Raw genomic sequence first — 25,199 nt, 5'->3', positions numbered from 1 at the left:
ACTACCTGGGCGTGAACCGCAACAAGCGCTCCGTGGCGCTGGACCTGAAGGACCCCGGGGACCTCGCCGCCGCCCAGGAGCTGGCGCGCCGCGCCGACGTGCTGGTGGAGAACTTCAAGCCCGGCGGGCCTCCTCCTCGGCGCGCTCGGCGCGCAGCGCCTCGGCGTCGGGCCGCTCCTCGCCGCGACGGGCCATCGCGGCGAGGGCCACCCCGGTGAGGGCCAGCGCGACCGGCAGGGGGTAGGCCGCCGCCCGCTCCGTGCCGCCCTCGCCCAGGAGCCCGACGACGCCGGTGAGGAAGAAGATCGTGCCTGCCGTCGCCACCAGGCCGAGCAGCACCACGGTGGTGCCCAGCGCCTCCGACCGGGGACGGACGGCGTAGGCCAGCGCGATGAGGCCCAGCCCGCCGCCCACGAGGTAGAGCACCGCGCCGATGGCGTGCATGGTCCCGTTGCCGTCGGTCGGGAACACTCCGACCAGCAGGACGCCGAGAGCTGCGGCCCCCAGGAGGAACGGGGCCACCCGGCCCGCGGCACCGCGGAGGGCCGGGCGCAGGAGCAGCGCCCCGCCGAGGATGAGCGCGGCCTGGACGACGAACGAGGCGTTCATCAGCTGGCGGCCGGGGGAGTCGGCGGCCCCGAGGGCGCTGATCACCTCGTCCACGCGCGAGTACGGGCGGTCGTACCGGGCCTCGGCGACCCACTCGAGCACGAAGAACTGGAGGGTCAGCAGCCAGACGAGGGCGCCCCAGCGGAGGCGGGCGGGAGTCACGGTCGCCATCGTCCCAAACTCTCCTGGGGAAGCCGGGACAGGACGGCGGCGTACTGGCCGGGGGTCAGCCACGAGGGGTTGCTGCCGGCCGGCATGCGCAGCACCTCGGCGTCGCGGAAGCCCGGGTCGGCGACCAGCTCGGAGCGGGGGACCGGCTCGGCGAGGAGCCGGAGCCGGACCGGGACGGCGGGCCGCTCGCCCCGGTCGTCGACGTCGCCGGCGACGGTGCCGACGGCGTGCACGCCGGGCCGGTCGCGGCCGCTCACCCAGAGCAGGCAGGGCTGGCCGGGTGCCAGCAGCCCCAGGCGGTAGGAGGGGCGCACGCAGCGGTCGAGCACCAGCTCCTGGTCCGGCGACCACGACGGCGCCAGGACCTGCGGGACGGCGGAGGACTTGAGCAGCCAGCAGGCCACCTACTCCTCGGTGAGCCGGCCCGCCGCGCCCCCGGGACGTCGGCCGGGGGAGCGGCGGGCGAGGTCCTCGCTCAGTCGGTGGCCGAGTGCAGGTCGGCTCCGGCGGGGTCGGCGTCGTCGGACCCGACGGCCTGGCGCTCCTGCTCCGTGCGGTGCTCGAGCGCCTCGTCGCTCAGGTGCGGGTCCTTCGCGTGCTCCTGGCGGTCGCGGGGTGCCTGCTCCGTCGTCTCCATGACGTCGTCGAGGGTGGGGCGGTCCTGAGGGCCGGTCATCGTGGGGTCCTCCGTGGGTCGGAAAGGTGTCGTGAGCGGACTTAGCCCGTGGCCGCCCCGGCTAACCGGGTGCGGGTCAGCGGGGCTCCAGCCGGGCCGCCGGCAGCCATGCCTCCACCAGCGCCGGGCCGTGCGGCCGCGGCACCGTGTAGACCACCCGGCCCTGCCACCCCTCGTCGCCGCGGCGCCACTCCACCAGCAGGCCCGGCCACGTGCCCGGGGTCTCGGGGGGGTCGCGCACCCAGCAGTGCCGGCCCTCGTCGGTGGCGGACGCCCGACTTCCGGCGGCCGGGCCCGCCGGAGGACCGCCCGGGCGGTCGGGAGGCGCGGCCGGTGGTGGCTGGACCGGGATGCCGGAGCTCGCCGCCCGGTCGCCCAGCGAGCGTCCCGACCTCCCTCGGTGCATCCCCCCGGCCACACCCGAGTCTCGCACGCCGCTCGAACACGCGTTCGAGGCGTCGGCGCGGCACGCCGCCGGGTGTGCGCGCAGTGATCTTCTGCACAGGGCGGGAGGCTGGTGACGGACCGTTCCTTCGGTTAAGGAACGACCCGGCCGCCCGACGAGGCGTCGCGCTGCGTGAGCGGGCTAGCACGAGGAGCGAGAGGAGCGAGGAGACCGACACGCGTGCCGAGACGAGTCGTGGCCAGCTCGTTACCTCCCGGTCACTGACCGCTCTTAGGTTCCGGCGGACAGATCGTCACCCGGAAGGATCACCGTGCCCGATCAACCCGGCACCACGCTGCGACGACGCACCGCTCGTGCGTTCGCGCGCCGTGCAGCCCTCGGCACCACCGCCGCGTCCGTCGCGGTCGTGGGACTGCCGCTCACCGCCTTCGCGGCTCCGCCGACGGCGCCCTTCATCTCCGAGATCCACTACGACGACTCGACGGCGTCCGGGGACACGGGCGAGTTCGTCGAGGTCCAGCTGCCCGCGGGCACCAGCTCCGCCGGCCTCTCGATCGCCCTGTACAACGACGCAGGACGCAACTACGACACGGACGCGCTGCCCGCGGTGACGGCACCGGCCGACCGCCCCGGCGTGGCCGTGGTCGACTACCCGACCAACGGCATCCAGAACGGGTCGGCCGATGGTCTCGCGCTCGTCGCGGCGGACGGGACCGTGATCGAGCTGCTGTCCTACGAGGGACAGCTCACCGCGGTCGACGGGCCGGCCGCCGGTGCTACGAGCACCGACATCGGTGTCTCGGAGTCGAACTCGACCCCGCCCGGGCAGTCGCTCTCCCGCGTCTACGACGCCGCAGCGGATGCCCTCGTCTGGTCCGGTCCGGCCGTCAGCACGCGCGGCGCGGTCAACGAGGCCCCGGCCCCCGAGCCCGAGCCCGAGCCCGACCCCGGGACCGGCGGCGTCTGCGACGTGCCGGTGACCGGAGAGATCGGCGCCGTCCAGGGGTCCGGCGCGGCGACCCCCGTGTCCGGCCAGACGGTCACCGTCCGCGGCGTCGTCGTGGCCGACCTGCCCGGCCTGGGCGGCTTCCACCTGCAGGACGCCGACGGCGACGGCAACGCGGAGACCTCCGACGGCATCTTCGTCGCGAGCACCGTCGACGTCGGCCTGGGCGACACCGTCGCCGTCACCGGCACGGCAGGCGAGGCCTCCGGCCAGACCCAGATCGCCGCGGGTGCCGACGCCGCCGTCTGCGCCGACGGCGACGAGACCGACCTCCCGGCCGCTGCGCCGCTGGACCTCCCCGCGACCGACGCGGAGCGCGAGCGCCTCGAGGGCATGCTCGTGGCGCCGGTCGACGCGCTCACGGTCAGCGAGGTCTTCGACCTCACGAGCTTCGGCGAGCTGACCCTCTCCGCGGGCGGCCTGCTCGTGCAGCCCACGGAGGTCGCCCGGCCCGGCACCCCGCAGGCCCAGGAGGTCGCGGCGCAGAACACGGCGCGCCGGATCGTGCTGGACGACGCGGTCAACGCTCGGGTCACGGCAGCCAGCGCCCCCTACCTGTCGCCGTCCACCCCGGTGCGGGTCGGCGACGTGCTCGACCTCGACGAGCCGCTCGTGCTCGGCTTCGGCTTCGGCCAGTGGCGGCTCCAGCCCGCCGACGGTTCCGCCGCCGGCGTCTTCACGCCGCAGGACACCCGTCCGGACGCCCCGCAGGCCGTGGGCGGTGACATCCGGATCGGCGCGTTCAACGTGCTGAACTACTTCCTCACCTGGACCGGGGGCAACGCCCGCGGGGCCCGCAGCGCGGAGCAGTTCGAGAAGCAGGCGGACAAGATCGTGCCGGCCATCGACGCCCTGGGCGCCGAGGTGGTCACGCTCATGGAGATCGAGGACACCGACTCGTCGGGTCTCACGCCGGGCAACGCCGACACGGCGCTGGCAGACCTCGTCGGTCGGCTCAACGAGTTCGCCGGCGACGCGGACACGTGGGCCTTCGTGCCGCTTCCCGAGGAGCTGTACGCGGTCGACCGGGACGTGATCCGCAGCGCGATCATCTACCAGCCCGCCGCCGTCACCCCGGTCGGCGACCCCGTCGGCCTGGTGGACGAGACGGTCTGGGACAACGCCCGCGAGCCGATCGCGCAGACCTTCGAGGCGCAGGACGACACGTTCACGGTCGTGGCGAACCACTTCAAGTCCAAGAGCCCCGGCGACGCGACCGGCGACAACGTCGACGCCGCCGACGGCCAGGGGCAGTGGAACGGTGACCGCGTCCGCCAGGCGCAGTCGCTGGCCGCGTTCACCGAGGACCTGCGCGAGTCCACCGGTGACGACGACGTGATCCTGCTGGGCGACTTCAACGCCTACACGCAGGAGGACCCGATCGAGGCGCTGCGCGACGCCGGCTTCACCGACCTCGGCGAGGACCTGGACCCGGGCCGGTACAGCTACGTGTTCGACGACATGTCGGGCTCGCTGGACCACGCGCTCGCCACCGGGGCCTTCGCCGGCAAGGTCACCGACCTGACGCACTGGAACATCAACGCCGTCGAGTCCTTCGCCTACCAGTACACGGGCAACCCGGCGCTCTACGCGGCCGACCCCTACCGCTCCAGCGACCACGACCCGCTGGTGCTCGGCGTGGACCTCGGCGGTGCCGCGCTGCCCGTGCCCATCCCGGTGCAGATCATGGCGTTCAACGACTTCCACGGTCGGATCGCGCCCCCCACCGGCAACGACGGGCTGCTGTTCACCGGGCAGGGCCCGGGGCCCGACGGGGTCGCCGGCAACGCCGACGACGGCAACGTCCTGGTCGGCGGTGCGGCCAACCTGGCCTCCACCGCCGACGAGCAGCGGACCGCCTTCACCGCCGCCGGTGGAGCCGCGGCGAACTCGCTGCTGATCAGCGCCGGTGACCTCGTCGGCGCCTCGCCGTTCGAGTCGGCCGTGTTCGAGGACGAGCCGACCATCGAGGTCGCGAACGCGCTCGGCCTGGCCAACTCCGTCGTCGGCAACCACGAGTACGACCGGGGCACCGAGGAGCTGCGGCGGATCTCCGCGGCGACCGACGGGGAGAACGGCGACGACGTCACCGCCTGCGAGGGCGTGACGCCGGACCGGACCGGCTGCTACACCGACAGCGAGGGCAACCCCTTCGCCGGCGCCGGCTTTCCCTACCTGGCCGCGAACGTCGTCGACCGGGAGACCGGGGAGCCGATGTTCCCGCCGTACCAGGTGTTCGACGTGGGCGGCGGCCACGAGATGGCGCTGATCGGCGTCGTCACCGACACGACCCCGGGCATCGTCACCCCGTCCGGTGTCGCCGACGTCGAGTTCCTCGACGAGGCCGAGACCGTGAACCGGTACGTCCTGGAGCTGCAGGCCATGGGCATCCAGGCGATCGGCGCCCTGGTGCACGAGGGCGGCTCGACCACGGGCACCGACTTCAACGGGTGCACGAACCTCACCGGCCCGATCGTCGACATCAACGAGGACCTCGTCCCCGCCGTCGACATGGTGATCAGCGCCCACACCCACGGGGCGTACAACTGCCGGCTGGACGACGCCCTCGGGCAGCCGCGCATGGTGACGCAGGCCGGCTACTACGGCCGGCTGCTGACCGACATCCGGTTCAGCATCGACCCGCTCACCGGCGACGTGATCCGGGACGCCACCAGCTACGGGGCGGCGAACGTGCCGGTCCTGCGCGACGCCCCGGACGCCGGTATCCAGGCGATCGTCGACTACTGGGTCGGCCGGTCGGCCGAGGCCCGCAACGCGGTCGTCGGCTCGGCGAGCGCGTTCATCGGCAGCAACGCCTCCGCGGTGCGCAACGCCGAGCAGCCGATCAACAACCTGCTCGCGCAGGCGGCTCTGGAGGCCCTCCAGGAGGAGCAGTTCGGGAACCCGGTCATCGCGTTCCACAACCCGGGCGGCACCCGGGCGAGCATCGAGGCCGGTGAGGTGACCTACGGGGAGCTGTTCGCCGTCCAGCCGTTCGGCAACACGATCAACGCCACGACGCTGACCGGGGCCGAGATCGACGCCCTGCTCGAGGAGCAGTTCCAGCTCGACGGTCCCCGGAAGAGCCAGCTGATCCTCGGTACGTCGGAGGGCTTCACGTACTCCTACGACCTGAGCCGGGCCTACGGCGACCGCGTCGACGCCTGTTCGATCATGCTGGACGGCGAGATGATCGACCCGGCGGCGGAGTACCGCGTGGCGGCCAACTCCTTCCTCGCGGGCGGTGGCGACACGTTCACCACCTTCGCCCCGGGCGAGGACGTCACCGGCCCGCTCGACGTCGACGTGCTGGTCGGCTACTTCCAGGAGCACTCGCCGGTCAGCCCGCCGGCCGCCGACCACGGCACCCAGGGCCCGGCGGGCGTCTGCCCGCCCCCGGGTGACGGGGACGGCGACGGTGACGGTCCTGGTGACGGTGACGGTGACGGTGACGGGTCCGGTGACGGCGATGGCTCCGGCGGCGGCACCGGCGACGGCGATGGCTCCGGCGACGGCGATGGCTCCGGCGACGGCAACGGGTCCGGCGACGGCGATGGCTCCGGCGACGGCAACGGGTCCGGCGACGGCAACGGGTCCGGCACCGGCGGTGGCGGTACCGACGGCGACGGCGGCGCCCTCCCGGGCACCGGTGGCACGCCGCCGGGCGACGGTGGCACGTCCCCTGCCGGCTACACCCCCATCGGCGGCAAGGGCGTGTGGGCGACCGGTGACGAGCAGCTGGCGTACACCGGTACCGAGATCGGCGGCCTGATCGGCCTCGCCGGCCTGCTCACCGCTGCCGGCGCCGTCTCCCTGGTGGTCGGCCGTCGTCGGCGGACCGCCGGCTGACGCGCCCGACCGCACCGCAGCACTGACGGCCGGAGGCCGGCTCCCCGCGTGGGAGCCGGCCTCCGGTCGTCCTGCACGACGGCCTCGGCGGCCTCGACGGCCCCGACGGCCGGCCGGCGGGTCAGCCGGTGGTGCCGCCCGAGACCCCCTGGGACAAGGTCGTGGCCACCGTCTGCAGCAGCGGGTGCCCGGGCAGGTCCTCGACCAGGACCGGCAGCGGCAGCGACCAGTTCGGGCGGTCGTTCGCACCCGGCATGTTCGGCCGGCGCTGCTCACCCACGGCGTCGTCCAGGGTGGCCGAGAGCAGCAGCGACGGCGCCGTGCCGAGCAGCTCGTGCGCCCGCCGCACGGCCTGCTCCACCGTGGCGTCGTCGGAGAGCCCGGGCAGGTGCTCCAGCAGCGACCGTCGGCCGCGCTCGAGCTCCTCGTCGGTGCCCGTGCCGTGCTCGCGCTGCTCGTCGACGTCGGCCTCGGCCCACAGCCCCGCCACCGTCGGCAGGTCGTGCGTGGTGATCGCGGCCATCGCCTCGGACGGCCACTCCGACGGGTCGTCGTCCTCGAACCACAGCAGCCGGTAGGAGAGCACCCCGTGCTCGGCCATCGCCTCGCGCACGCCCTCCTCGACGGTCCCGAGGTCCTCGCCGACCACGAGCGCCTGCGCCCGGTGGCTCTCCAGCGCGACGATGTCGAGCAGGTCCTCGGCGGGGTAGCGGACGTAGGCCCCGTCGGCGGCGCTGCCGTCGGCCGGCACCCACCACAGCCGGAACAGGCCCATCACGTGGTCGATCCGCAGGCCACCGGCGCCGGCCATGGTCGCGCGGATGGACTGGATGAACGGCTCGTAGTCGGCGTCGCGCAGCCGCCAGGGGATCAGCGGCGGGGAGCCCCAGTCCTGGCCCTGGGAGTTGAACGCGTCCGGCGGGGCGCCGACGCTCACGCCGTCGGCGAGCACGTCCTGCCACGCCCAGGCGTCGGCGCCGCCGCCGGCGAAGCCGATCGGCAGGTCCTGGATGACCGTCATGTCGCCGGTCGCCGCGGTGAACTGCAGGTCCAGCGCCCACTGCAGCCAGGCGTGGAAGGCCACGACGGCGCCGTGCTGCTCCTGGTAGGCCGCCAGCGCCGGCGAACCGGGCCGGCGCAGCTCCTCGGGCCAGGTGTGCCAGTCCGCGCCGTGCTCCTCGGTGATCGCCGCCCAGGTCGCCCAGTCCTGCAGGGTCTGGCCCTGCTCCTCGCGCCAGCGGGCGAAGGCCTCCCCGCCGCCGTGGGCGAAGAAGATCCGCATGAGCACCTCGCGCTTGCGGGCCCAGATCGCGTCGCGGTCGATGAGCGGCCCGTCCGACAGCGCGCGGCCGGCGTCCTCCTCGACGTCCACCTTGTCCGCGCCGGGCACCTCGGCGACCCGCAGGTAGATGGGGTTGCGGAAGCGCCGGGTGGCCGGCAGGTAGGGGCTGGCCTCCTGCTGCTCGATGGGCGCGACGGCGTGCAGCGGGTTGATCAGCACGAAGCCCGCGCCCTGGTCCTCGCCCATGCGGCGGATGCTGCGCAGGTCGGCCAGGTCGCCGATGCCCCAGCTCTCCCGGCTGCGGGCGGCGTAGAGCTGCACGGCCCACCCCCAGGCGCGGTCCTCCGGCAGCCAGCAGCGGCCGGGGGAGACGATGAGCCGGCGGCGGCGCCCCTCCGGGGACTGCAGCCAGTGGTAGCCCAGCGGGAAGTCGGCGGGCAGGTGCCCGTCGATCCGGCGGACCTCGCCGTCCTCGCACACGACGTCGGCCTCGTCGACCTCCAGCGCGTCGCCGGGGCGGGCCACGATCGGCGCGCGGTCCTCGAGGTCGGCCGGCGGCTCGCCGATGATCTTCCGCAGCGTGTCGATGGTTCCCTGGGCTACCTGGTGCTCCTCGTCGAGCGCGTCCAGCCAGCTCGCATCGATACCCCAGTCGTCTGTCGTCGGCTTCGCTGTCACCCGACGATCCTCGCCGGGGCGGGGGCAGCCCGCAGCCTCAAGCGCGCGGTCGGGCCCGCTTCGTGGCCGGTGCCACTGCCGGGTCCTCCGGCCAGGGGTGCCGCGGGTAGCGGCCACGGAGCTCGCTGCGGACGGCGGGGTAGCCGGTGACCCAGAACCCGGCGAGGTCGGCGGTGGTGGCGACGACGCGCTGGGCGGGGGAGAGCAGCTGCAGCCGCAGGGGCCGGCCGGCGACCAGGGGCGCCCGGGCCCATCCGAACACCTCCTGCACCCGCACCGACAGGGTCGGGACCTCGGGGTCGGTGTAGTCGACGGCGATCCGGGAGCCGGTGGGGACCGTGACCCGCTCGGGGACGACGTCGTCGAGCTGCCCGGCGACCTGCCACGGGACGAGCGCGCGCAGCGCCGCCACGACGTCGAGCCGGGCGAGGTCCGCGCGGCTGCGGGCCCCGGAGACGTCGATGGCGCCGAGCAGCACGTCGTCGTCGACGGCGGGCCATGGGTCGCCGAGCCCGGCGTGGGCGGCGGCCAGGCGGGCCCGGAGCGCGACGGCGGCCGGTGTCCAGCGCAGCAGCCCCAGCCCCTCCTGGCGCAGGCCCTCGGCGACGGCCGCGGCCACGGCGGCCGGCTGGGGGTCGGGCAGCGGCCGTTCGCCCAGCACGACCGCGCCGAGCCGCTCGACCCGGGCGCTGGAGACGTCGCCGTCGCGCCAGGCCACCTCGTCGCCGCTGGTGCGCAGGGCCGCCCCGGCGTCGAGCGCGGTCGCCTCGTCGATCACCACCGCCGACCGCACCCGTGCGTCCCGGCGTCCCGGCGAGCGGTCGGCCACGGCGATCGCCAGCCACGGGGCCCCCGTGAGCGCCGTCCCCGGCGTGAGCTCCGCACCCGTGCCGGCCGCCATGAGGTAGGTGCCGCTGCCGCCGGGGCGGCGCCGGGCGAGGCGTTCGGGATGGGCGAGCCCGACGACGAGGCCGGCCGCGGTGTCGAGGGGGAGGGCGTCGTCGGGCAGCCGGGGCACGGGTGCGTCGCCGGTGGCGCGCTCCAGCCGCGCCACCTCCTCCCGCCAGCGGGCGGTGGCGCCGCGGTCGGTGCCGGCGCGCAGGCCGCGCCAGGTCGCGGTGAGGTCGTCGCCGCGCAGGGGCAGGTCCGCCGACAGCAGCGCGACGACCTCCGCCGCACGCCGGCGGCCGACCAGCGGGGCGCCGTCGAGCAGCGCGCGGGCCAGCCGCGGGTGGACGCCGACCGCGGTCAGCGCCCGCCCCCGCGGGGTCACCCGGCCGTCCCCGTCCACCGCCCCGAGGCTGCGCAGCGTCTGCTCGGCCACCAGCAGGGCGGCCGGCGGCGGGGCGTCGAGCAGGGGCAGGCCCTGACCGCCCGGCGCGCCCCAGCAGGACAGCTCGAGGGCGAAGGCGGTGAGGTCGGCGGTGCTCACCTCCGGCTCGTCGTGCGCGGGGAGCCGGTCCTGCTCGGCGGCGGTCCAGCAGCGGTAGACCGTGCCCGGGCCCTCGCGGCCCGCCCGCCCGGCGCGCTGGGTGACGGCCGCCCGGGAGGCCCGGACGGTGACCAGCGACCCGAGGCCCCGGGCGAGGTCGGCGCGCGGGACGCGGGCCAGCCCGGCGTCGACGACGACCCGGACGCCCGGGACGGTCAGGCTGCTCTCCGCCAGGGAGGTGGCGAGGACCACCCGGCGGCGGCCCCCGGCCCGGAGGGCGGCGTCCTGCGCCGCGGTCGGGAGCCGGCCGTGCAGCGGCAGCACGTCGGCGTCGAGGCCGCCCAGCCGCCCGGCGACGGTCCCGATCTCGCCTGCTCCGGGGAGGAAGACCAGCAGGTCGCCGTCCTGCTCGTCGAGCGCCCGGCGGACGGTCGCGGCGACGTGCCCGAGCAGCCGCGGGTCCACCCGGAGGCCGTGCGGCGGGTCGACCGGACCTGTCGGGGGCGCCCACCGGGTCTCGACCTCGAACAGCGCGCCGGACGCCTCCACGACCGGGGCGGGCCCGCCGTCCCCGCCGAGGAGCCCGGCCAGCCGCTGCGCCTGGGCGGTGGCCGACATGGCGAGCAGCTGCAGCTCCGGGCGGAGCGTGGCCCGGGCGTCCAGGCAGAAGGCCAGGGCGAGGTCGGTGTCCAGGTGCCGCTCGTGGCACTCGTCGAGGACGACGGCGTCGACGCCGGGCAGCTCGGGGTCGGCCTGCAGCCGGCGGACGAGCAGCCCCGTGGTGACCACCTCGACCCGGGTGCCGGCGCTGCGCCGGCTGTCCCCGCGGACGCTGTAGCCGACCCGGCCGCCGACCTCCTCGCCCAGCAGCGCCGCCATCCGGCGGGCAGCCGCACGGGCGGCGACCCTGCGGGGCTCGGCGACGAGGACCCGGCCCGCCACGGCGCCGGCCAGCGCGAGCGGGACGAGCGTCGTCTTCCCGGTTCCCGGCGGGGCCACGAGCACGGCCGTGCCCCGGGCCGCCAGGGCGCCGGCCAGCGCGGGCAGCGCGGCCCGCACCGGCAGGTCGGTCCCCGGCGTCCCGGGCGGTGGCAGCACGGGACCAGTCTGGTGGGCGACGATGGACCGGTGACCCTGGGTTCCGCCGTGCTCACCTTCGCCGTCGTCGCCGCGGCTCTCACCGTGACGCCGGGGCTGGACACCGCGCTGGTCCTGCGCGCCGCCCTCACCCGCGGCCGCGGGGAGGCGGCCGCCACGGCGGCCGGGATCGTCGCCGGCCTCTTCGTGTGGGGAGCCGCGGCGGCGGTCGGCGTCTCGGCGCTGCTGACGGCGTCGGAGCTGGCCTACGACGTGCTGCGCTGGGTGGGTGCGGCCTACCTGGTGTGGTTCGGCGTCCGCCTGCTGGTGCGGGCGCTGCGGGGCCGCCCCGAGGTGGCCGGGGCGCCCGGCGCGGGCGCCGGCTCGGGCTGGCGCGCGGCCCGGGAAGGGCTGACGACGAACCTGCTCAACCCGAAGGTCGGTGTGTTCTACGCGGCGCTGCTGCCGCAGTTCCTGCCTGCGGGCAGCGACCCGCTGCTCGTGGGGCTCCTGCTCGCCGGCGTCCACGCGGTGCTCTCCCTCGCGTGGTTCGCGCTGCTGATCGGGCTGGCGTCGGCGTTCAGCCGGTGGCTCCGGCGCCCCCGCTCGGTCCGCGTCGTCGACGGGGTCACGGGGGGAACGCTGATCGGCTTCGGGGTGCGACTGGCTCTCTCGGCACGCTGACCCGGGTAGGGGGTGCCCGCCCGGAGTGCTACCCCAGGGTGACGCCGGGGCGTCGTGCCGCCTCCTAGGCTCGTCGGGTGCTGACCGCGAATCCGGAAGCCGCAGGTCCGGGTCCCGTCGCCGCAGCCGGGCGGGCCGTCGCCGAGGTCCTCTGGACGTCCCCCGGCCCCACCGACCCGCCGTGGCGGACCCACGTGCGGCGGCTGGACCGGTGGCTGCTGGTGGTCGTCGGCGGGTACGCGCTCGTCGTCGCGGTCGCCACCGCCGGCGGGGTGCTCAACGACAGCGGCCGGGCGAACGGCGGAGTGGCGTTCCTGCTGCTCCTGCCCCTGCCGGTCGCCGTGGTCCTGGCCCTGTACCGCCCGCTGGACGGCTGGCGGCTGTCCACCGTGTGGCTCGTCGCGACGCCGTTCCTGGTCCAGGGCGACGGCGGGGACGCGGCGCTGCTCGAGCCCTGGCAGTGGTGCTTCTGGTGCCCGGTGCTGCTCGCCGCGGCCTGGGCGGTCCCGCCACGTGACACGGTCGTCGTCGGCGCCCTGTCCTTCCTCGTCGTGCTGACGCTGCCGGGGTGGTCGCCCTGGACGCCGCCGCTCACCTTCATGCCCGCCCTCCTCGGCGTCGGCGTCCCCCTCGTGGTCGGAGCCAGCCTCGGTGCCCGCCAGCGGGCCAGCCGGAACCTGGTCGAGGAGCAGGTCCGGGCCGCCGAGACGCAGGCCGCGCGCGGGGCGCTCGCCGAGCGGGCCCGCATCGCCCGGGAGATGCACGACGTCGTCGCCCACCACCTGTCCCTGATCGCCGTGCGCTGCGAGACGGCGCCCTACCGGCTGGCACCCCTGCAGGAGCCCGCGGTCGGCGAGCTGACCGAGATCGCCGGAACGGCGCGCGAGGCCCTCACCGAGCTCCAGCGCCTGCTCGGGGTGCTGCGCTCCGACGACCAGTCGGCCGAGCGGGCACCGCAACCGGGCCTGGGCACCCTGCCCGGGCTGCTCGCCGACGTGCGGGCTGCGGGCACCGACGTCACCTGGGACGTCGAGCCGCTCGTCGTCCCGGACCTCGTGGGGCTGACCGCCTACCGGGTCGTGCAGCAGGCGGTGGCGAACGCCGCCCAGCACGCCCCCGGCTCGGCGGTGCGGGTGCGCGTCGTCCGGGAGTCCGACGACCTGCTCTTGGAGGTCACCAACGGCCCCGGCGCCGCCCCCGGCCGGTCCGGTGCGGGGCTGGGCCTGCAGGGCATGCGCGAGCGCGTCGAGGTGCACGCCGGCCGGCTGGAGGCCGGACCGCTGCCCGACGGGGGCTTCCGCGTCGCCGCCCGGCTGCCGCTCGGAGCCGGGGTGGACCGGTGATCCGCGTCCTGCTGGTGGACGACCAGCAGATGGTCCGGGAGGGCTTCGCGGCCCTCCTCGCCGCCCAGCCCGACATGGAGGTGGTCGGCACCGCCGGCGACGGCGCGGCGGCCCTGCGGCTGCACGCCGAGCTGCGCGGGACCGGCGAGGCGCCCGACGTGGTCCTCATGGACGTCCGGATGCCGGTGCTGGACGGGCTCGAGGCGACGCGAGCGCTGCTCGACCCTCCGTCGGACGATGCGCCGCGGGTGATCGTCCTGACCACGTTCGACCTCGACGACTACGTGTACGACGCGCTGCGGGCGGGAGCGAGCGGATTTCTCCTCAAGCACGCGACGGCGGCGGAGCTGCTGCACGCGGTGCGGGTGGTGGCGGCCGGGGACGCCCTGCTGGCCCCGGCGGTCACCCGGCGGCTCATCGCGGACTTCGTCGCGGCGCGGGCGGTGCCGGAGGCCCCCGCCGGGACGGTGCGCCTGGACGCGCTGACCGAGCGGGAGGTGGAGGTCCTGGGCCACGTCGCCCGAGGGGAGAGCAACGCCGAGATAGCGGCGAGCCTGTACCTGGCCGAGCAGACGGTGAAGACCCACGTGAGCCGCATCTTCACGAAGCTGGGGCTGCGCGACCGCGCCCAGGCCGTCGTCCTGGCGTACGAGAGCGGGCTGGTCAGGCCCGGCAGCTGAGTACCGGGGTATGCCGGCGGAACGGCTCCCCGGTGTGACGCCGCGAGCGCGCGGCGTGCCTAGCGTCAGGTGTCGTGATCATGCGCTGGGCGGCCCGGTCCGCCGTGCTCTGTCTCGCCTCCCTGCTGGTCGTCGGCCCCGCCGAGGCGGCGGTGCCGCCGCCCGTCGGGCTCGATCCCACCTGCGCCGCCGGGCTCGCCGCACGGGTGGCGCCGGCCCGGGTGCTCGGATGCGACCCGGCCGGTCGTGGTCTGGCCGTCGTCGCCCTCGGGGACCCGGCCACCGCGGACCACGTCGCCGTCCTGGTGCCGGGTGCCGAGATCGACCTGGCCCGGATCGCCGACCACAGGGATCCGGGACGCCGACCGATGGGCTGGGCCCAGGCCCTCGCGGACGCGGCCGGGGACGACGTGGCGGTCGTCGTCTGGGTCGGCTACGTGACACCCGGAGGGCTCTCCCTCGACGCCGCGACCGGCCGCCTGGCCCGCGCCGGCGCCGCGGCCCTGGTCCGGTTCGTCGACGACCTCCCCCGCCGCGGCGGGCTCACCGTCATCGGGCACAGCTACGGGGCGGTGGTCGTGGCGCTCGCCGCCGACGAGCTCGCCGCCGACGGCCTGGTCCTGCTCGGCAGCCCCGGGGCCCGGGCCTCCTCGGTCGCGGACCTGGGCACGTCCGCCGTGGTCTGGTCGGCCCGCACGACGGGGGACTGGATCGCCCGGGTCCCGGCGCTCCGGGTCGGGGACCTCGGCCACGGGACCGACCCCACCTCGCCGGCGTTCGGCGCCCGCGCGCTGCCGGTCGGCGGGACCGAGGGCCACGACGGCTACTTCCGGCCCGGCTCCGCCGCCCTCACCGGACTCGCGGACGTCGTGCTCGGCCGCAGCCCGGCGGTGCAGCGGTGACGGCGCCCGGCCGCGAGCGGGGGGTGGACGTGCTCCGGGGGGCAGCCATGCTCGGGGTCGTCCTCGGGCACTGGCTGGTGACGGCGCCGCTCGCGCCGGACGAGGTCACCGGCGCGGTCGGGCTGGACAGCCCGCTGCGCACGATGCCGGAGCTGGCACCGGTGAGCTGGCTCCTGCAGACGCTGGGCCTCTTCTGCCTCGTGGCCGGGTTCGCCGCCGCTCGCAGCTGGGGCGCCTCGACCCGGCCCGCCGGCCGGTGGTGGTGGGCCAGGGTGCGTCGTCTCGCCGGACCGGCCGGCGCGGTCGCCGCAGCGGTGGCCCTGGTCGTGGTCGTCATGGCCCTGGCCGGCGCACCGCAGAGCCTGGTCGTCCGGACCGTCAGGATCGTCGTGACGCCGTCGTGGTTCCTCGCCGTCCACCTCCTGCTGTCGGCGGCGACGCCGGTGCTGGTGCGCCTGGACGCGAGGTTCGGCGGTTCCGCGGTCGTCGCCGGGGTCGCCACGGCGGGCGTCCTGGCCGCCGTCGCGCCCGGGACGGCCCTGGCTCCGGTCGCCGTGCTCGCGGTGTGGTGCGTGCCGTGGCAGCTGGGCATCGCGATGGCACGTCGGCCGCTGCGACCCCAGGTGGCAGCGGCGCTGCTGGCGGGCGGCGTGCTGGCGGTCGTCGTCCTGGTCCTGTCCGGTGCGGTGCCGCCGACCGCGGTGGGTGTCCCGGGCGCGGACCGGTCCAACCTCGACCCGCCGTCGGTGGCGACGCTCGCACTCGTCCTCGGGCAGGGTGGCGCAGCGGCGCTCCTGCTACCGGGGCTGGCGCGCGACGGCCGTGCGGCCAGGGCGCTCGCGGCCCTCGGGCGGCGCGCCTACCCCGTCTTCCTGCTGCACCAGGCCGTCTTCGCCGCCGTCTGGCTCGCCACCCTGCGGGTCGGACCGCTGCCCGGCCTGCACGAGGGCACCGCCACGCCGGGCTGGCTGGCGGCGAGGACCGGCTGGGTCGTCGTCCTGGCGGTGGTCCTCGGCGGCGCCGTGCACCGCTCCCGCGCGCCGGTGCCGGGAGCGGCAGCGGCGGTCACCTCGACGTCGCCACCCGGCCGGCCCAGGTGGCGGGCCCGCTGGTCTGCGGTGGACGCCGGCAGCCGACCTCGGTAGGCATGGCCCATGCCGGTGATCGGGTTCCACAACTCCCACGAGCAGGTCCACCCCGCCGCCCTGCTGGACGCGGTCCGGCACGCCGAGGAGGTGGGGTTCACCGCGGCCATGTGCTCGGACCACCTGACGCCGTGGAACCCGCGGCAGGGGGAGTCGGGGTTCGCCTGGTCCTGGCTCGGCGCCGCGATGGCGACGACGGCGCTGCCGTTCGGCGCGGTGAACGCGCCCGGCCAGCGCTACCACCCGGTGATCGTGGCGCAGGCCATCGCGACGCTGGGCGCGATGTTCCCGGGCCGCTTCTGGGTGGCCCTGGGCAGCGGCGAGGCGATGAACGAGCACGTCACCGGGGACAAGTGGCCTCGCAAGGAGGTGCGGGACGCCCGGCTGCGGGAGTGCGTGGCCATCATCCGCGCGCTGCTGGCGGGGGAGGAGGTCAGCCACGAGGGGCTGGTCACCGTCGACCGCGCCAAGGTCTACACGCTGCCCGAGCAGTCCCCGGCGCTCATCGCCCCCGCGGTCAGCGTGGCCACCGCCCGCAACGGCGCGGACTGGGCCGACGGGCTGGTCACCATCAACCAGCCGCACGACAAGCTGCGCGAGATGGTCGCCGCGTACCGGGACGCCGGCGGACGGGGCAAGCTGGCGCTGCAGGTACACGTCTCGTGGGACCCCGACGCCGACCGGGCGCTGGGCATGGCCCACGACCAGTGGCGCAGCAACGTCTTCCCCCCGCCGCTGTGCTGGGACCTCGACAGCCCGGAGGCCTTCGAACAGGCCAGCGCGCATGTCACCCCCGAGGACGTCACCGGCGCGGTCCGGGTGTCGGCCGACCTGCAGCAGCACGCCGCGTGGCTGCAGGAGTACGTCGACCTCGGCTTCGAGGAGATCTACCTGCACCACGTCGGCGTCGAGCAGCGCGCGTTTCTCGACGCCTTCGGCGAGCACGTCCTGCCGCAGCTCGGCGTCACCGCGCCGGCCCCCGCCGTGGCGGTGCCCCGGTGAGGATCACCGACACCAGCGACCTGTGGTGGAAGAACGCCGTCGTCTACTGCCTCGACGTCGAGACCTTCATGGACTGGGACGGTGACGGCACCGGCGACTTCGCCGGGCTCGCGCAGCGCATCGACCACCTGGCCGACCTCGGCGTCACCTGCCTGTGGCTGATGCCCTTCTACCCGACCGCCGAGCGCGACGACGGCTACGACATCACCGACTTCTACGGCGTCGACCCCCGGCTGGGGACCCACGGCGACCTGGTCGAGGTGATCCGCACGGCCAACGACCGCGGCATGCGGGTGATCGCCGACCTCGTGGTCAACCACACCTCGCGCAAGCACCCGTGGTTCCGCTCCGCCGAGTCCTCGAAGGACTCGCCGTACCGCGACTTCTACGTGTGGCGCTCCGACCCGCCGCCGGACACCTCCGACCAGGTCGTCTTCCCCGACCAGGAGGACAGCGTCTGGACGCTGTCGGAGAAGACGGGGGAGTGGTACCTGCACAAGTTCTACAAGGAGCAGCCCGACCTGAACATCACGAACCCGCTCGTCCGCGACGAGGTCGCCAAGATCATGGGGTTCTGGCTGCAGCTGGGGCTGTCGGGCTTCCGCGTGGACGCCGTCCCGTTCTTCCTGGAGACCCAGGGGGCCGACGGCGGGGCGCTGCCGGACCCGCACCACTACCTGCGCGACCTGCGGGCGCTGGTCGGCCGCCGGTCGGGGAGCGGGATCCTGCTGGGCGAGGTGAACCTGCCCTACGAGCAGCAGCTGGAGTTCTTCGGCGGCACCGACGGCGACGAGCTCACCATGCAGTTCGACTTCATGGGCATGCAGGCGCTCTACCTGTCGCTGGCCCGCGGGGACGCCGGTCCGCTCGCCGCCGCGCTGGAGGAGCGGCCGGGCCTGAGCCCCGACGCGCAGTGGGCGACGTTCGTGCGCAACCACGACGAGCTCACCCTCGACAAGCTGTCCGACGAGGAGCGGGCCGAGGTGTTCGCCGCCTTCGGTCCCGAGGAGCGCATGCAGGTCTACGGCCGGGGGCTGCGGCGCAGGCTCCCGCCGATGCTGGACGGCGACCCGCGCCGGGTGCGGATGGTCTACAGCCTGCTGTTCTCGCTGCCGGGCACCCCGGTGCTCTTCTACGGCGAGGAGATCGGCATGGGGGAGGACCTCGACGCCGAGGGGCGGCTCGCCGTCCGGACGCCGATGCAGTGGACCTCGGGCCGCAACGGCGGGTTCTCGCCCGCCGAGCCGCGGAAGCTGCCGGGACCCGTGGTCACCGGCGGGTTCGCCCCCGAGTACGTGAACGTCGCCGACCAGCGCAACGACCCGGACTCGCTGCTGTCGTTCATGAAGCTGCTGATCCGCCGGTACCGGGAGTCGCCCGAGCTGGGGTGGGGCGGGTTCGAGGTGCTGGAGCAGCCGTGCCCGGAGGTCCTGGCGCACCTGTGCACCTGGGACGACGGCGCGCTGGTGGCCGCGCACAACCTCGGTCCGGAGCCGCGCACCGTGCCGCTGACCCTCGAGGGCTGCGACTCCTCCCACCGGCTCGTGGACCTGCTCCAGCCCGGCGAGGTCCCCGTCTCCGACGGCGGCGTCGCGGAGGTCGCGCTCGGGGGCTACGGCTACCGGTGGCTGCGGGTCGTGGCCCAGGACAGCCGCCGGCTGGTGTGACCTCGCGCCGCCCCCGGCGCGGCATCACGCAGCGTGCGCACCCCGCCGGGGCGGCGTCCCGGACCGCGGGTCGACCTGCGCCTAGCGTGGCGGGCGAGGTGATCGAGTCATGAGTGAACGCAACGGAAGCACGTCGACCGGTCCCGGGACCGCCGAGATCCCGGTGGTCCGGCCGGTGGGCACGCCGCCCCCGCCCACCGCGGAGACCCCGGCCGCGCCGACCCCGGCCGCGGGCGGTGACCTGCCGCCCGAGGTGCACGGCACCTCCCCGGTCACCGTGCGCCCGGCACCCCGGATGCCGCGTCGCGGGCCGCTGACGGTGATGGGCCCCTGGGCGCCCGTGGCGGGCGGCCTGCTCGGCCTGGTGGTCGGCGGCATCGTGGCCGCCGTCCTGGGCGGTGTCGCCGAGAGCTTCGAGCAGCGGCTGGCGCTGGTCTTCGTCGTGCTCGGGCTCGGCGTGCTGGGCACGGCCGGGACCCTGCTGGCCGACGAGGTGCGCATCGTGCGGCAGCGGTCCCGCGACGCCGGCGTCCGCCCGCAGTGGGTGGAGGCCACGGCCGACCTGGTGAACGGGCTGACCCCCGCCCGGCTGCTGCTGCTGGTCGGCGTCGCCGTCCTGGTGCTCGCCGGGTACGTGGGCCGCGGCTGACCGCTCGTGCGCCCGTCCCGGCCACCTGGCCAGGACGGGCGCACCGGGTCACGTGTAGGCCTGGATCCCGAGGTGGACCGCCAGGCCCAGGCCCGCCACGGCGATGACCGTGCGCAGCGCGGCCTGCGGGGCGCGGCGCACCACGCGGGGCCCGATCCGCCCGCCCACGAAGAAGCCCAGGGCCAGCGGGAGCGCGGCCGACCACGCGACGTCGGCCAGCACGACGAAGCCGAGGGCGGCGACGCCGTTGGCCACGCCGAGCACCACGTTCTTCATCGCGTTGCCGCGGGGCAGGCCCTCCCCGGTGGTGAGCAGGTACATCGCCAGCAGCAGCACACCGGCCGCCGCGCCGAAGTAGCCGCCGTAGATGGTGACGGCGAAGGTGCCCAGCGGCAGCCAGCGCGGGTCCCGGGGCGGAGCGTGCGCAACGCCGTCGGCCGCGAGCTCCCGGGGCGGCCGCTGCACCAGGATCGCGGCCGAGGCCCCGGCGATCAGCCAGGGGACGATCCGCTCGAAGGCGTCCGACGGCGTCAGGAGGAGCAGGACCGCGCCGGTCGTCCCGCCGAGGACGGCGGCGGCCAGCAGCGGCCGCAGCCGTCGGCCCTGACCGCGCAGCTCCGGTCGCGAGGCGCTCACCGAACCGACCGCGTTGAGCACGAGCGCCACCGTGTTGGTGACGTTCGCGGTGACCGGCGGCAGGCCGGTGGCCAGCAGCGCGGGGTAGCTGACCAGGGACGCCAGGCCGGCGATGCTGCCGGTGAGACCGGCGCCGACGCCGGCGGCCACGAGGAAGAGGAACTCCAGCACGCTCATCGGCTCAGCAGCACCCCGATCGCGACGACGCCGAGCACCACGATGGCGGTCCGGAGCACCGGCTCGGGCAGCCGGCGGCCGTACCGGGAGCTGACGTAGCCGCCGACGAGCGAGCCGGCGGCCAGCAGGCCCGCCGCCGTCCAGTCCACCCGGTCGGTGGCGACGACGACGTAGGCGCCGGCCGCGACGGTGTTGACGGTCAGGGTGAGCACGTTCTTGATCGCGTTCAGCCGCTGCAGCGACTCCTGCAGGAACAGGCCGAACAGACCGATCTGCAGCACGCCCTGGCTGGCGGCGAAGTAGCCGCCGTAGGTGCCGGTCAGGTAGGCGCTGCCGAAGAGGCCGGCCATGCGTCCGGGGCCCAGGCGGGTCGCCGGCGCGTCGTCCGCCCGGCGACGGGCGAGCCCCCGGCGGAGCAGCGGGTGCACCGCGACCAGGACGACGGCGACCGCGACCAGCACCGGCACCACCGCCTCGAAGGTCGAGGCGGGCAGGTGCAGGAGGAGGAAGGCGCCGGTCAGCCCGCCCAGGACGGAGGCGGGGACCAGGCTCAGCAGCAGGCGCCGCTGGCCGCGCAGCTCCTCGCGGTAGCCGATCGAGCTGGTCAGGTTGCCGGCGACGAGGCCGAGGGAGTTGCTGATGGTCGCCGGGACCGGCGGCAGCCCCACGCCCAGGAGGACGGGGAAGGAGACGAGGGTCCCGGAGCCCACGACGGCGTTGATCCCACCCGCGGCGAGCCCCGCGGCCAGGACCGCCACCATCTCCCAGCCGGTCATGCGCGCATCGCCGTCGAGGGTGTCACGGGCCGCGCGGCGCGGCTCCGCCCGGGGAGGTGCCTAGCGCTGCTGCCGGCGTGCGACGACCACGGCGATGACCAGGACCAGGGCGAGCGGGGCCCAGCCCGGGAGGCCGAACGGGCCGAGGATCAGCGCGGCGACGAACAGGAGGAGCTGGAACGCGACGTAGAAGCCGACCAGCACGACGATCCAGAAGAGCACGGGTCGCTCGGCCTGCAGTTGGCGCAGGTAGTTCATCGCCCCTCCTCGGGTCTCGGTCGATGTCTGACACATCGGCAGCGGCCGGCCCGTCCTGGAGACCAGCGCACCCATGACAACTGCGCGGCCGGGGCAGTCGTTCCCGCCGCACCGCCTGCCGGTCCGCACCCCACCCGTCGGGGCTAGTCCCTGCGGCCGGCGTCGACCAGGCGGAGCACGGCGGCGCCCTCCTCGTCGGAGGCCTCCAGGTCCACCTCGACGTCGAAGCCCCAGTCGTGGTCGCCGGCCGGGTCGTCGACGATCTGGCGCACCTTCCACACCCCGGGACCGGACCTGTCCCAGATGAGCAGTGCCGGCCCGCGGGCGTCGCCGCCGGTGTTCACCTCGGCGTGCTCGGCGAAGTAGGCCTGCACGACCTCGCCCCAGCGGTCGGCGTCCCAGCCGGAGCCGGAGTCCAGCTCGCCGAGGTCGTACCAGCGCCGCCGCGCCCACAGCTCGACCCGGCGGAAGAGCGCGTTGCGCACCATCGCGGTGAACGCCCGCTCGTTACCGGTGAGCGGCCGCGGTCGGGCCGGGACGGCGACCTCCGCGACGGCGTCCTCCTCGGGGTTGGTCAGCGCCTCCCACTCGTCCAGCAGCGAGGAGTCCACCTGGCGCACCAGCTCGCCCAGCCACTCGACCAGGTCGGTGACCTCCTCGGTCCGGGCGGACGCCGGGACGCCGGAGCGGAGCGCCTTGAACGCGTCGGAGAGATAGCGCAGCACCGCGCCCTCGGACCGGGTCAGCCCGTAGGTGTTCACGAACTCCCGGAAGGTGAACGCCCGCTCCCACATCTCCCGCACGACCGACTTCGGCGAGAGCTGCGCGTCGGCCGCCCACGGGTTGGTCTGCCGGTAGACGTCGAAGGCGTGGGAGAGGAGCTCCTCCAGCGGCTTCGGGTAGCTGACCTCCTCGAGCAGCTCCATGCGCTCGTCGTACTCGATGCCCTCGGCCTTCATCTGCGCGACGGCCTCGCCCTTGGCCTTGTTCAGCTGGGCGGACAGGATCTGCCGCGGGTCGTCGAGGGTGGCCTCGATGACGCTGACGACGTCGAGCGCGTAGGAGTCGGACCCGGCGTCCAGCAGGTCGATCGCGGCCAGTGCGAAGGTCGACAGCGGCTGGTTGAGTGCGAAGTCCTCCGGCAGGTCCAGGGTGAGGTCGTAGCGGCGGCCGTCCGGCTCGGGCTCGGGCAGCCGCTCCAGCACGCCGGCCTGCAGGAGCGACCGGGCGATGCCGATCGCCTCGCGGATCAGCCGCAGCTGCTTCTTGCGCGGCTCGTGGTTCTCCGTGAGCAGCCGGCGCATCGCCACGAACGGGTCGCCCGGGCGGTCGACGACGTCGAGGACCATCGACGTCGAGACCCGCATGTGGCTGGTCAGCTTCTCCGGCTCGGACTCGATCAGCCGGGTCATGGTCGCCTCGCTCCACGGCACCATGCCCTCGGGCGCCTTCTTGCGGACGAGCTTGCGGCGCTTCTTCGGGTCGCCTTCGACCTTCGCGAACATCTTGAGGTTCTCGACCTCGTGCTCCGGCGCCTGGACGACGACGGTCCCCGCGGTGTCGTACCCGGCCCGCCCGGCGCGGCCGGCGATCTGGTGGAACTCGCGCACCTGGAGCAGCCGCATGCGGGTGCCGTCGTACTTGGACAGCGCCGAGAAGACGACGGTGCGGATGGGCACGTTGATGCCGACGCCGAGGGTGTCGGTGCCGCAGATGACCTTGAGCAGCCCCGCCTGGGCCAGCTGCTCCACCAGCCGCCGGTACTTGGGCAGCATCCCGGCGTGGTGGACGCCGATGCCGTGGCGGACCAGCCGGCTCAGCGTGGTGCCGAAGGCGGAGGAGAACCGGAAGCCGCCGATCATGTCGGCGATCGCGGCCTTCTGCTCCTTGGTGGCGACGTTGACGCTCATCAGCGCCTGGGCGCGCTCCAGCGCCGAGGCCTGGGTGAAGTGGACGACGTAGACCGGCGCCTGCTGGGTGTCCAGCAGCTCCTGGATCGTCTCGTGCATCGGCGTCGTCGCGTAGTAGTGGTGCAGCGGCACCGGGCGCTCGGCGTTGGCCACCAAGGCGGTGGGCCGGCCGGTGCGGCGGGTGAGGTCCTCGCGCAGGAAGGTGACGTCGCCGAGGGTGGCGCTCATCAGGAGGAACTGCGCCCTCGGCAGCTCGAGCAGCGGCACCTGCCAGGCCCAGCCGCGGTCGGGGTCGCCGTAGAAGTGGAACTCGTCCATGACCACGAGGCCGATGTCGGCGTCGGCACCCTCGCGCAGGGCGATGTTGGCCAGCACCTCGGCCGTGCAGGCGATGATCGGCGCGCCGGGGTTCACGCTGGCGTCGCCGGTGAGCATGCCGACGTTGGCCGCGCCGAAGACCCCGCAGAGCGCGAAGAACTTCTCGCTGACCAGCGCCTTGATGGGCGCGGTGTAGTAGCTGCGGCGACCCGCGGCCAGCGCCGCGTACTGGGCGCCGTTGGCCACCAGCGACTTGCCCGACCCGGTCGGCGTGGCGAGGACGACGTTGGCGCCGCTGACCAGCTCGATCAGCGCCTCCTCCTGGGCCGGGTACAGCGTCGTGCCGTTCGACTCCGCCCAGGCGGCGAAGGAGGCGAACAGCTCGTCGGCGTCGTCGCCCAGCTTGCGCAGGGCGGTGAGGTCGGCCGGGTCGGCGAGCAGGGGAGTGGCGGTCATCGTGAGCGACAGCGTGCCCGATGCCGGTGTGCTTCCCGCGTACGGCCCGGACCGGCCGTGTTCATAACGGAACGGTAACGGAATCTCGTGGTGTGCATCACCGATGCCGATAGCGGAGAGTGAGGTGAACAACAGGTGAACGGAAGGTGGATGGACGATGCGTGATCTTGGATGCCCGGAGTGCCGGTGGGTTCCCGTCGTGGACGGCAACGGCAAGCGTCGGCTCGAGATGCGCTGGCAGCTGTCCGGCTCGGTGACGGCGATCCCCGCCGTCGCGAGCGTGGCGCGAGCAGCCTGAGCCAGCAGAGGCACCACCCGACCCGGGCAGTGGGAGGGGCGCGCAGCGACGTGCGCCCCGCCCAGTGCCCGGGTCGTGTGCTGTCCGGGCCCGAACGAGCGCGGGGCGATCGAGGCGGCGTACGACGGGTTCCGGGTGGCTGCCGCCGGGGTAGGTGCGCAGGCGTCGGCCCGGTGAGCACAGCCCGGGCACCGCGAAGCGCACCCCGAGGAGAACCATGTCGTCACCCCGCCCTGAGAGCCAGCCCGCCCAGCAGCAGAGCGTCCCCGGCACGCTGGGGGAGATGACGCCCAAGCCGGACCACGGCGAGGAGAGCTACCAGGGCTCCGGTCGCCTCGCCGGCAAGGCCGCCGTGATCACCGGCGGTGACAGCGGCATCGGCCGGGCCGTCGCCATCGCCTTCGCCCGCGAGGGCGCCGACGTCCTGATCTCGTACCTGAACGAGCACGAGGACGCCAAGGACACCGCGAAGTACGTCGAGCAGGCCGGCCGCAAGTGCGTGCTGGTGCCCGGCGACATCTCCGACCGCGCCCACTGCAAGACGATCGTCCCGAAGGCCGTCGAGGAGTTCGGCAAGATCGACATCCTGGTCAACAACGCCGCGTTCCAGATGAGCCACGACTCGCTCGACGAGATCTCCGACGACGAGTGGGACTACACCGTCGCGACCAACCTCAGCGCGATGTTCACCCTGTGCAAGGACGCGCTACCGCACATGGGGCCGGGCGGCTCGATCATCAACTCGTCGTCGGTCAACTCCGACAACCCGAGCCCGAACCTGATCGCCTACGCCATGACCAAGGCGGGGATCGCGAACTTCACCGCCTCCCTGGCCCAGATGCTGGCCGAGAAGGGCATCCGCGCCAACAGCGTGGCGCCGGGGCCGGTCTGGACGCCGCTGATCCCGGCGACCATGCCGGAGGAGAAGGTGGAGAGCTTCGGCCAGCAGGTGCCGATGGGCCGTCCCGGGCAGCCGGCCGAGCTGGCCCCGGTGTACGTGCTGCTGGCCAGCGACGAGGCGTCCTACGTCTCCGGCGCCCGCGTCGCCGTCACCGGCGGCAAGCCGATCCTCTGAGCCGGCACCGGCCTCACCTCCGGCACGCCGGCCTCGC

The 25,199-nt window shown here is 74.9% G+C and carries 21 protein-coding genes and 1 pseudogene; 12 read left to right on the top strand and 10 right to left on the bottom strand.

What is annotated here, in order from left to right:
* Positions 1–11 precede the first annotated feature (11 nt).
* Positions 12–70, top strand: a pseudogene (locus E4P43_RS20935) (hypothetical protein); the annotation flags it as partial.
* Between the two features lie 44 nt (positions 71–114).
* Here E4P43_RS20935 and E4P43_RS11435 read toward each other — a convergent pair.
* The 4 genes from E4P43_RS11435 to E4P43_RS20515 all read right to left on the bottom strand — a co-directional run bounded on the left by E4P43_RS11435 (position 115) and on the right by E4P43_RS20515 (position 1,697).
* Positions 115–771 carry a DUF998 domain-containing protein gene (locus E4P43_RS11435; protein WP_135145578.1) on the bottom strand — a complete coding sequence of 219 codons (657 nt, stop codon included), beginning with the start codon at positions 769–771 and terminating at the stop codon, positions 115–117.
* Positions 768–1,184, bottom strand: a complete 417-nt coding sequence (locus tag E4P43_RS11430) for a hypothetical protein (RefSeq protein WP_135145569.1) — start codon at positions 1,182–1,184, stop codon at positions 768–770. Before E4P43_RS11430 ends, E4P43_RS11435 begins: the two co-directional genes overlap by 4 nt.
* Before the next feature lie 71 nt (positions 1,185–1,255).
* Positions 1,256–1,456, bottom strand: coding sequence for a hypothetical protein (locus E4P43_RS11425; protein WP_135145568.1), 201 nt, complete (start codon positions 1,454–1,456; stop codon positions 1,256–1,258).
* Between the two features lie 76 nt (positions 1,457–1,532).
* Positions 1,533–1,697 (bottom strand): hypothetical protein, encoded by a 165-nt coding sequence (locus E4P43_RS20515; protein WP_245159090.1) that lies wholly within the window; start codon positions 1,695–1,697, stop codon positions 1,533–1,535.
* A 475-nt stretch (positions 1,698–2,172) separates the two neighbouring features.
* Here E4P43_RS20515 and E4P43_RS19905 point away from each other — a divergent pair, with 475 nt between their 5' ends.
* The gene (locus E4P43_RS19905; protein ID WP_167759156.1) at positions 2,173–6,717 is read left to right on the top strand and encodes an ExeM/NucH family extracellular endonuclease; all 4,545 of its coding nucleotides are present in this window, start codon (positions 2,173–2,175) and stop codon (positions 6,715–6,717) included.
* 121 nt (positions 6,718–6,838) lie between these two features.
* On the opposite strand, the gene malQ is transcribed toward E4P43_RS19905, so the two are convergent.
* Positions 6,839–8,677: a 4-alpha-glucanotransferase gene (malQ, locus tag E4P43_RS11405; protein WP_135145566.1), complete on the bottom strand. Its 1,839-nt coding sequence runs from the start codon at positions 8,675–8,677 to the stop codon at positions 6,839–6,841.
* 37 nt (positions 8,678–8,714) lie between these two features.
* A complete protein-coding gene (gene hrpB, locus E4P43_RS11400; RefSeq protein WP_135145565.1) occupies positions 8,715–11,207 on the bottom strand; it encodes an ATP-dependent helicase HrpB in 2,493 nt (830 codons plus the stop codon).
* A gap of 30 nt (positions 11,208–11,237) precedes the next feature.
* Here hrpB and E4P43_RS11395 point away from each other — a divergent pair, with 30 nt between their 5' ends.
* The 8 genes from E4P43_RS11395 (at position 11,238) to E4P43_RS11360 (ending at position 19,258) form a co-directional block, all read left to right on the top strand.
* On the top strand, positions 11,238–11,870 hold the full coding sequence (locus E4P43_RS11395; RefSeq protein ID WP_135145564.1) for a LysE family translocator: 633 nt from the start codon (positions 11,238–11,240) through the stop codon (positions 11,868–11,870).
* A gap of 77 nt (positions 11,871–11,947) precedes the next feature.
* Complete coding sequence (locus E4P43_RS20215) at positions 11,948–13,213, top strand: sensor histidine kinase (RefSeq protein ID WP_209313840.1); 1,266 nt, start codon at positions 11,948–11,950, stop codon at positions 13,211–13,213.
* A complete protein-coding gene (locus tag E4P43_RS11385; protein ID WP_135145563.1) occupies positions 13,210–13,893 on the top strand; it encodes a response regulator transcription factor in 684 nt (227 codons plus the stop codon). The genes E4P43_RS20215 and E4P43_RS11385 overlap by 4 nt, the downstream gene beginning before the upstream one ends.
* A gap of 80 nt (positions 13,894–13,973) precedes the next feature.
* On the top strand, positions 13,974–14,795 hold the full coding sequence (locus tag E4P43_RS11380) for an alpha/beta hydrolase (RefSeq protein WP_245159091.1): 822 nt from the start codon (positions 13,974–13,976) through the stop codon (positions 14,793–14,795).
* Complete coding sequence (locus E4P43_RS11375) at positions 14,792–15,940, top strand: acyltransferase family protein (protein WP_135145561.1); 1,149 nt, start codon at positions 14,792–14,794, stop codon at positions 15,938–15,940. The genes E4P43_RS11380 and E4P43_RS11375 overlap by 4 nt, the downstream gene beginning before the upstream one ends.
* 9 nt (positions 15,941–15,949) lie before the next feature.
* Positions 15,950–16,942 carry a TIGR03885 family FMN-dependent LLM class oxidoreductase gene (locus E4P43_RS11370; RefSeq protein WP_135145560.1) on the top strand — a complete coding sequence of 331 codons (993 nt, stop codon included), beginning with the start codon at positions 15,950–15,952 and terminating at the stop codon, positions 16,940–16,942.
* Complete coding sequence (locus E4P43_RS11365; protein WP_135145559.1) at positions 16,939–18,609, top strand: alpha-amylase family protein; 1,671 nt, start codon at positions 16,939–16,941, stop codon at positions 18,607–18,609. Before E4P43_RS11370 ends, E4P43_RS11365 begins: the two co-directional genes overlap by 4 nt.
* A 109-nt stretch (positions 18,610–18,718) precedes the next feature.
* A complete protein-coding gene (locus E4P43_RS11360) occupies positions 18,719–19,258 on the top strand; it encodes a hypothetical protein (RefSeq protein ID WP_135145558.1) in 540 nt (179 codons plus the stop codon).
* Between the two features lie 48 nt (positions 19,259–19,306).
* On the opposite strand, the gene E4P43_RS11355 is transcribed toward E4P43_RS11360, so the two are convergent.
* The 4 genes from E4P43_RS11355 to E4P43_RS11340 all read right to left on the bottom strand — a co-directional run bounded on the left by E4P43_RS11355 (position 19,307) and on the right by E4P43_RS11340 (position 23,789).
* Positions 19,307–20,071, bottom strand: a complete 765-nt coding sequence (locus E4P43_RS11355; protein WP_135145557.1) for a sulfite exporter TauE/SafE family protein — start codon at positions 20,069–20,071, stop codon at positions 19,307–19,309.
* Positions 20,068–20,847 carry a sulfite exporter TauE/SafE family protein gene (locus tag E4P43_RS11350; RefSeq protein ID WP_135145556.1) on the bottom strand — a complete coding sequence of 260 codons (780 nt, stop codon included), beginning with the start codon at positions 20,845–20,847 and terminating at the stop codon, positions 20,068–20,070. Before E4P43_RS11350 ends, E4P43_RS11355 begins: the two co-directional genes overlap by 4 nt.
* Positions 20,848–20,907: 60 nt before the next feature.
* Entirely contained in the window at positions 20,908–21,105 is a 198-nt protein-coding gene (locus tag E4P43_RS11345; RefSeq protein ID WP_135145555.1) for a hypothetical protein, read from the bottom strand.
* Between the two features lie 143 nt (positions 21,106–21,248).
* Positions 21,249–23,789, bottom strand: coding sequence for a DEAD/DEAH box helicase (locus tag E4P43_RS11340; RefSeq protein ID WP_135145554.1), 2,541 nt, complete (start codon positions 23,787–23,789; stop codon positions 21,249–21,251).
* Positions 23,790–23,946: 157 nt separating this feature from the next.
* On the opposite strand from E4P43_RS11340, the gene E4P43_RS19900 reads away from it, so the two are divergent.
* Entirely contained in the window at positions 23,947–24,087 is a 141-nt protein-coding gene (locus tag E4P43_RS19900) for a hypothetical protein (protein ID WP_167759155.1), read from the top strand.
* A 217-nt stretch (positions 24,088–24,304) separates the two neighbouring features.
* A complete protein-coding gene (locus tag E4P43_RS11335) occupies positions 24,305–25,162 on the top strand; it encodes an SDR family oxidoreductase (protein WP_135145553.1) in 858 nt (285 codons plus the stop codon).
* Positions 25,163–25,199: the final 37 nt, after the last annotated feature.

This window comes from Blastococcus sp. TF02A-35 (genome assembly GCF_004571075.1).
In the GTDB taxonomy this organism is placed as follows: Bacteria; Actinomycetota; Actinomycetes; order Mycobacteriales; family Geodermatophilaceae; genus Blastococcus.
Note: the sequence above shows the minus strand (reverse complement) of the source record. Positions and strands in the feature narration are given on the sequence as shown.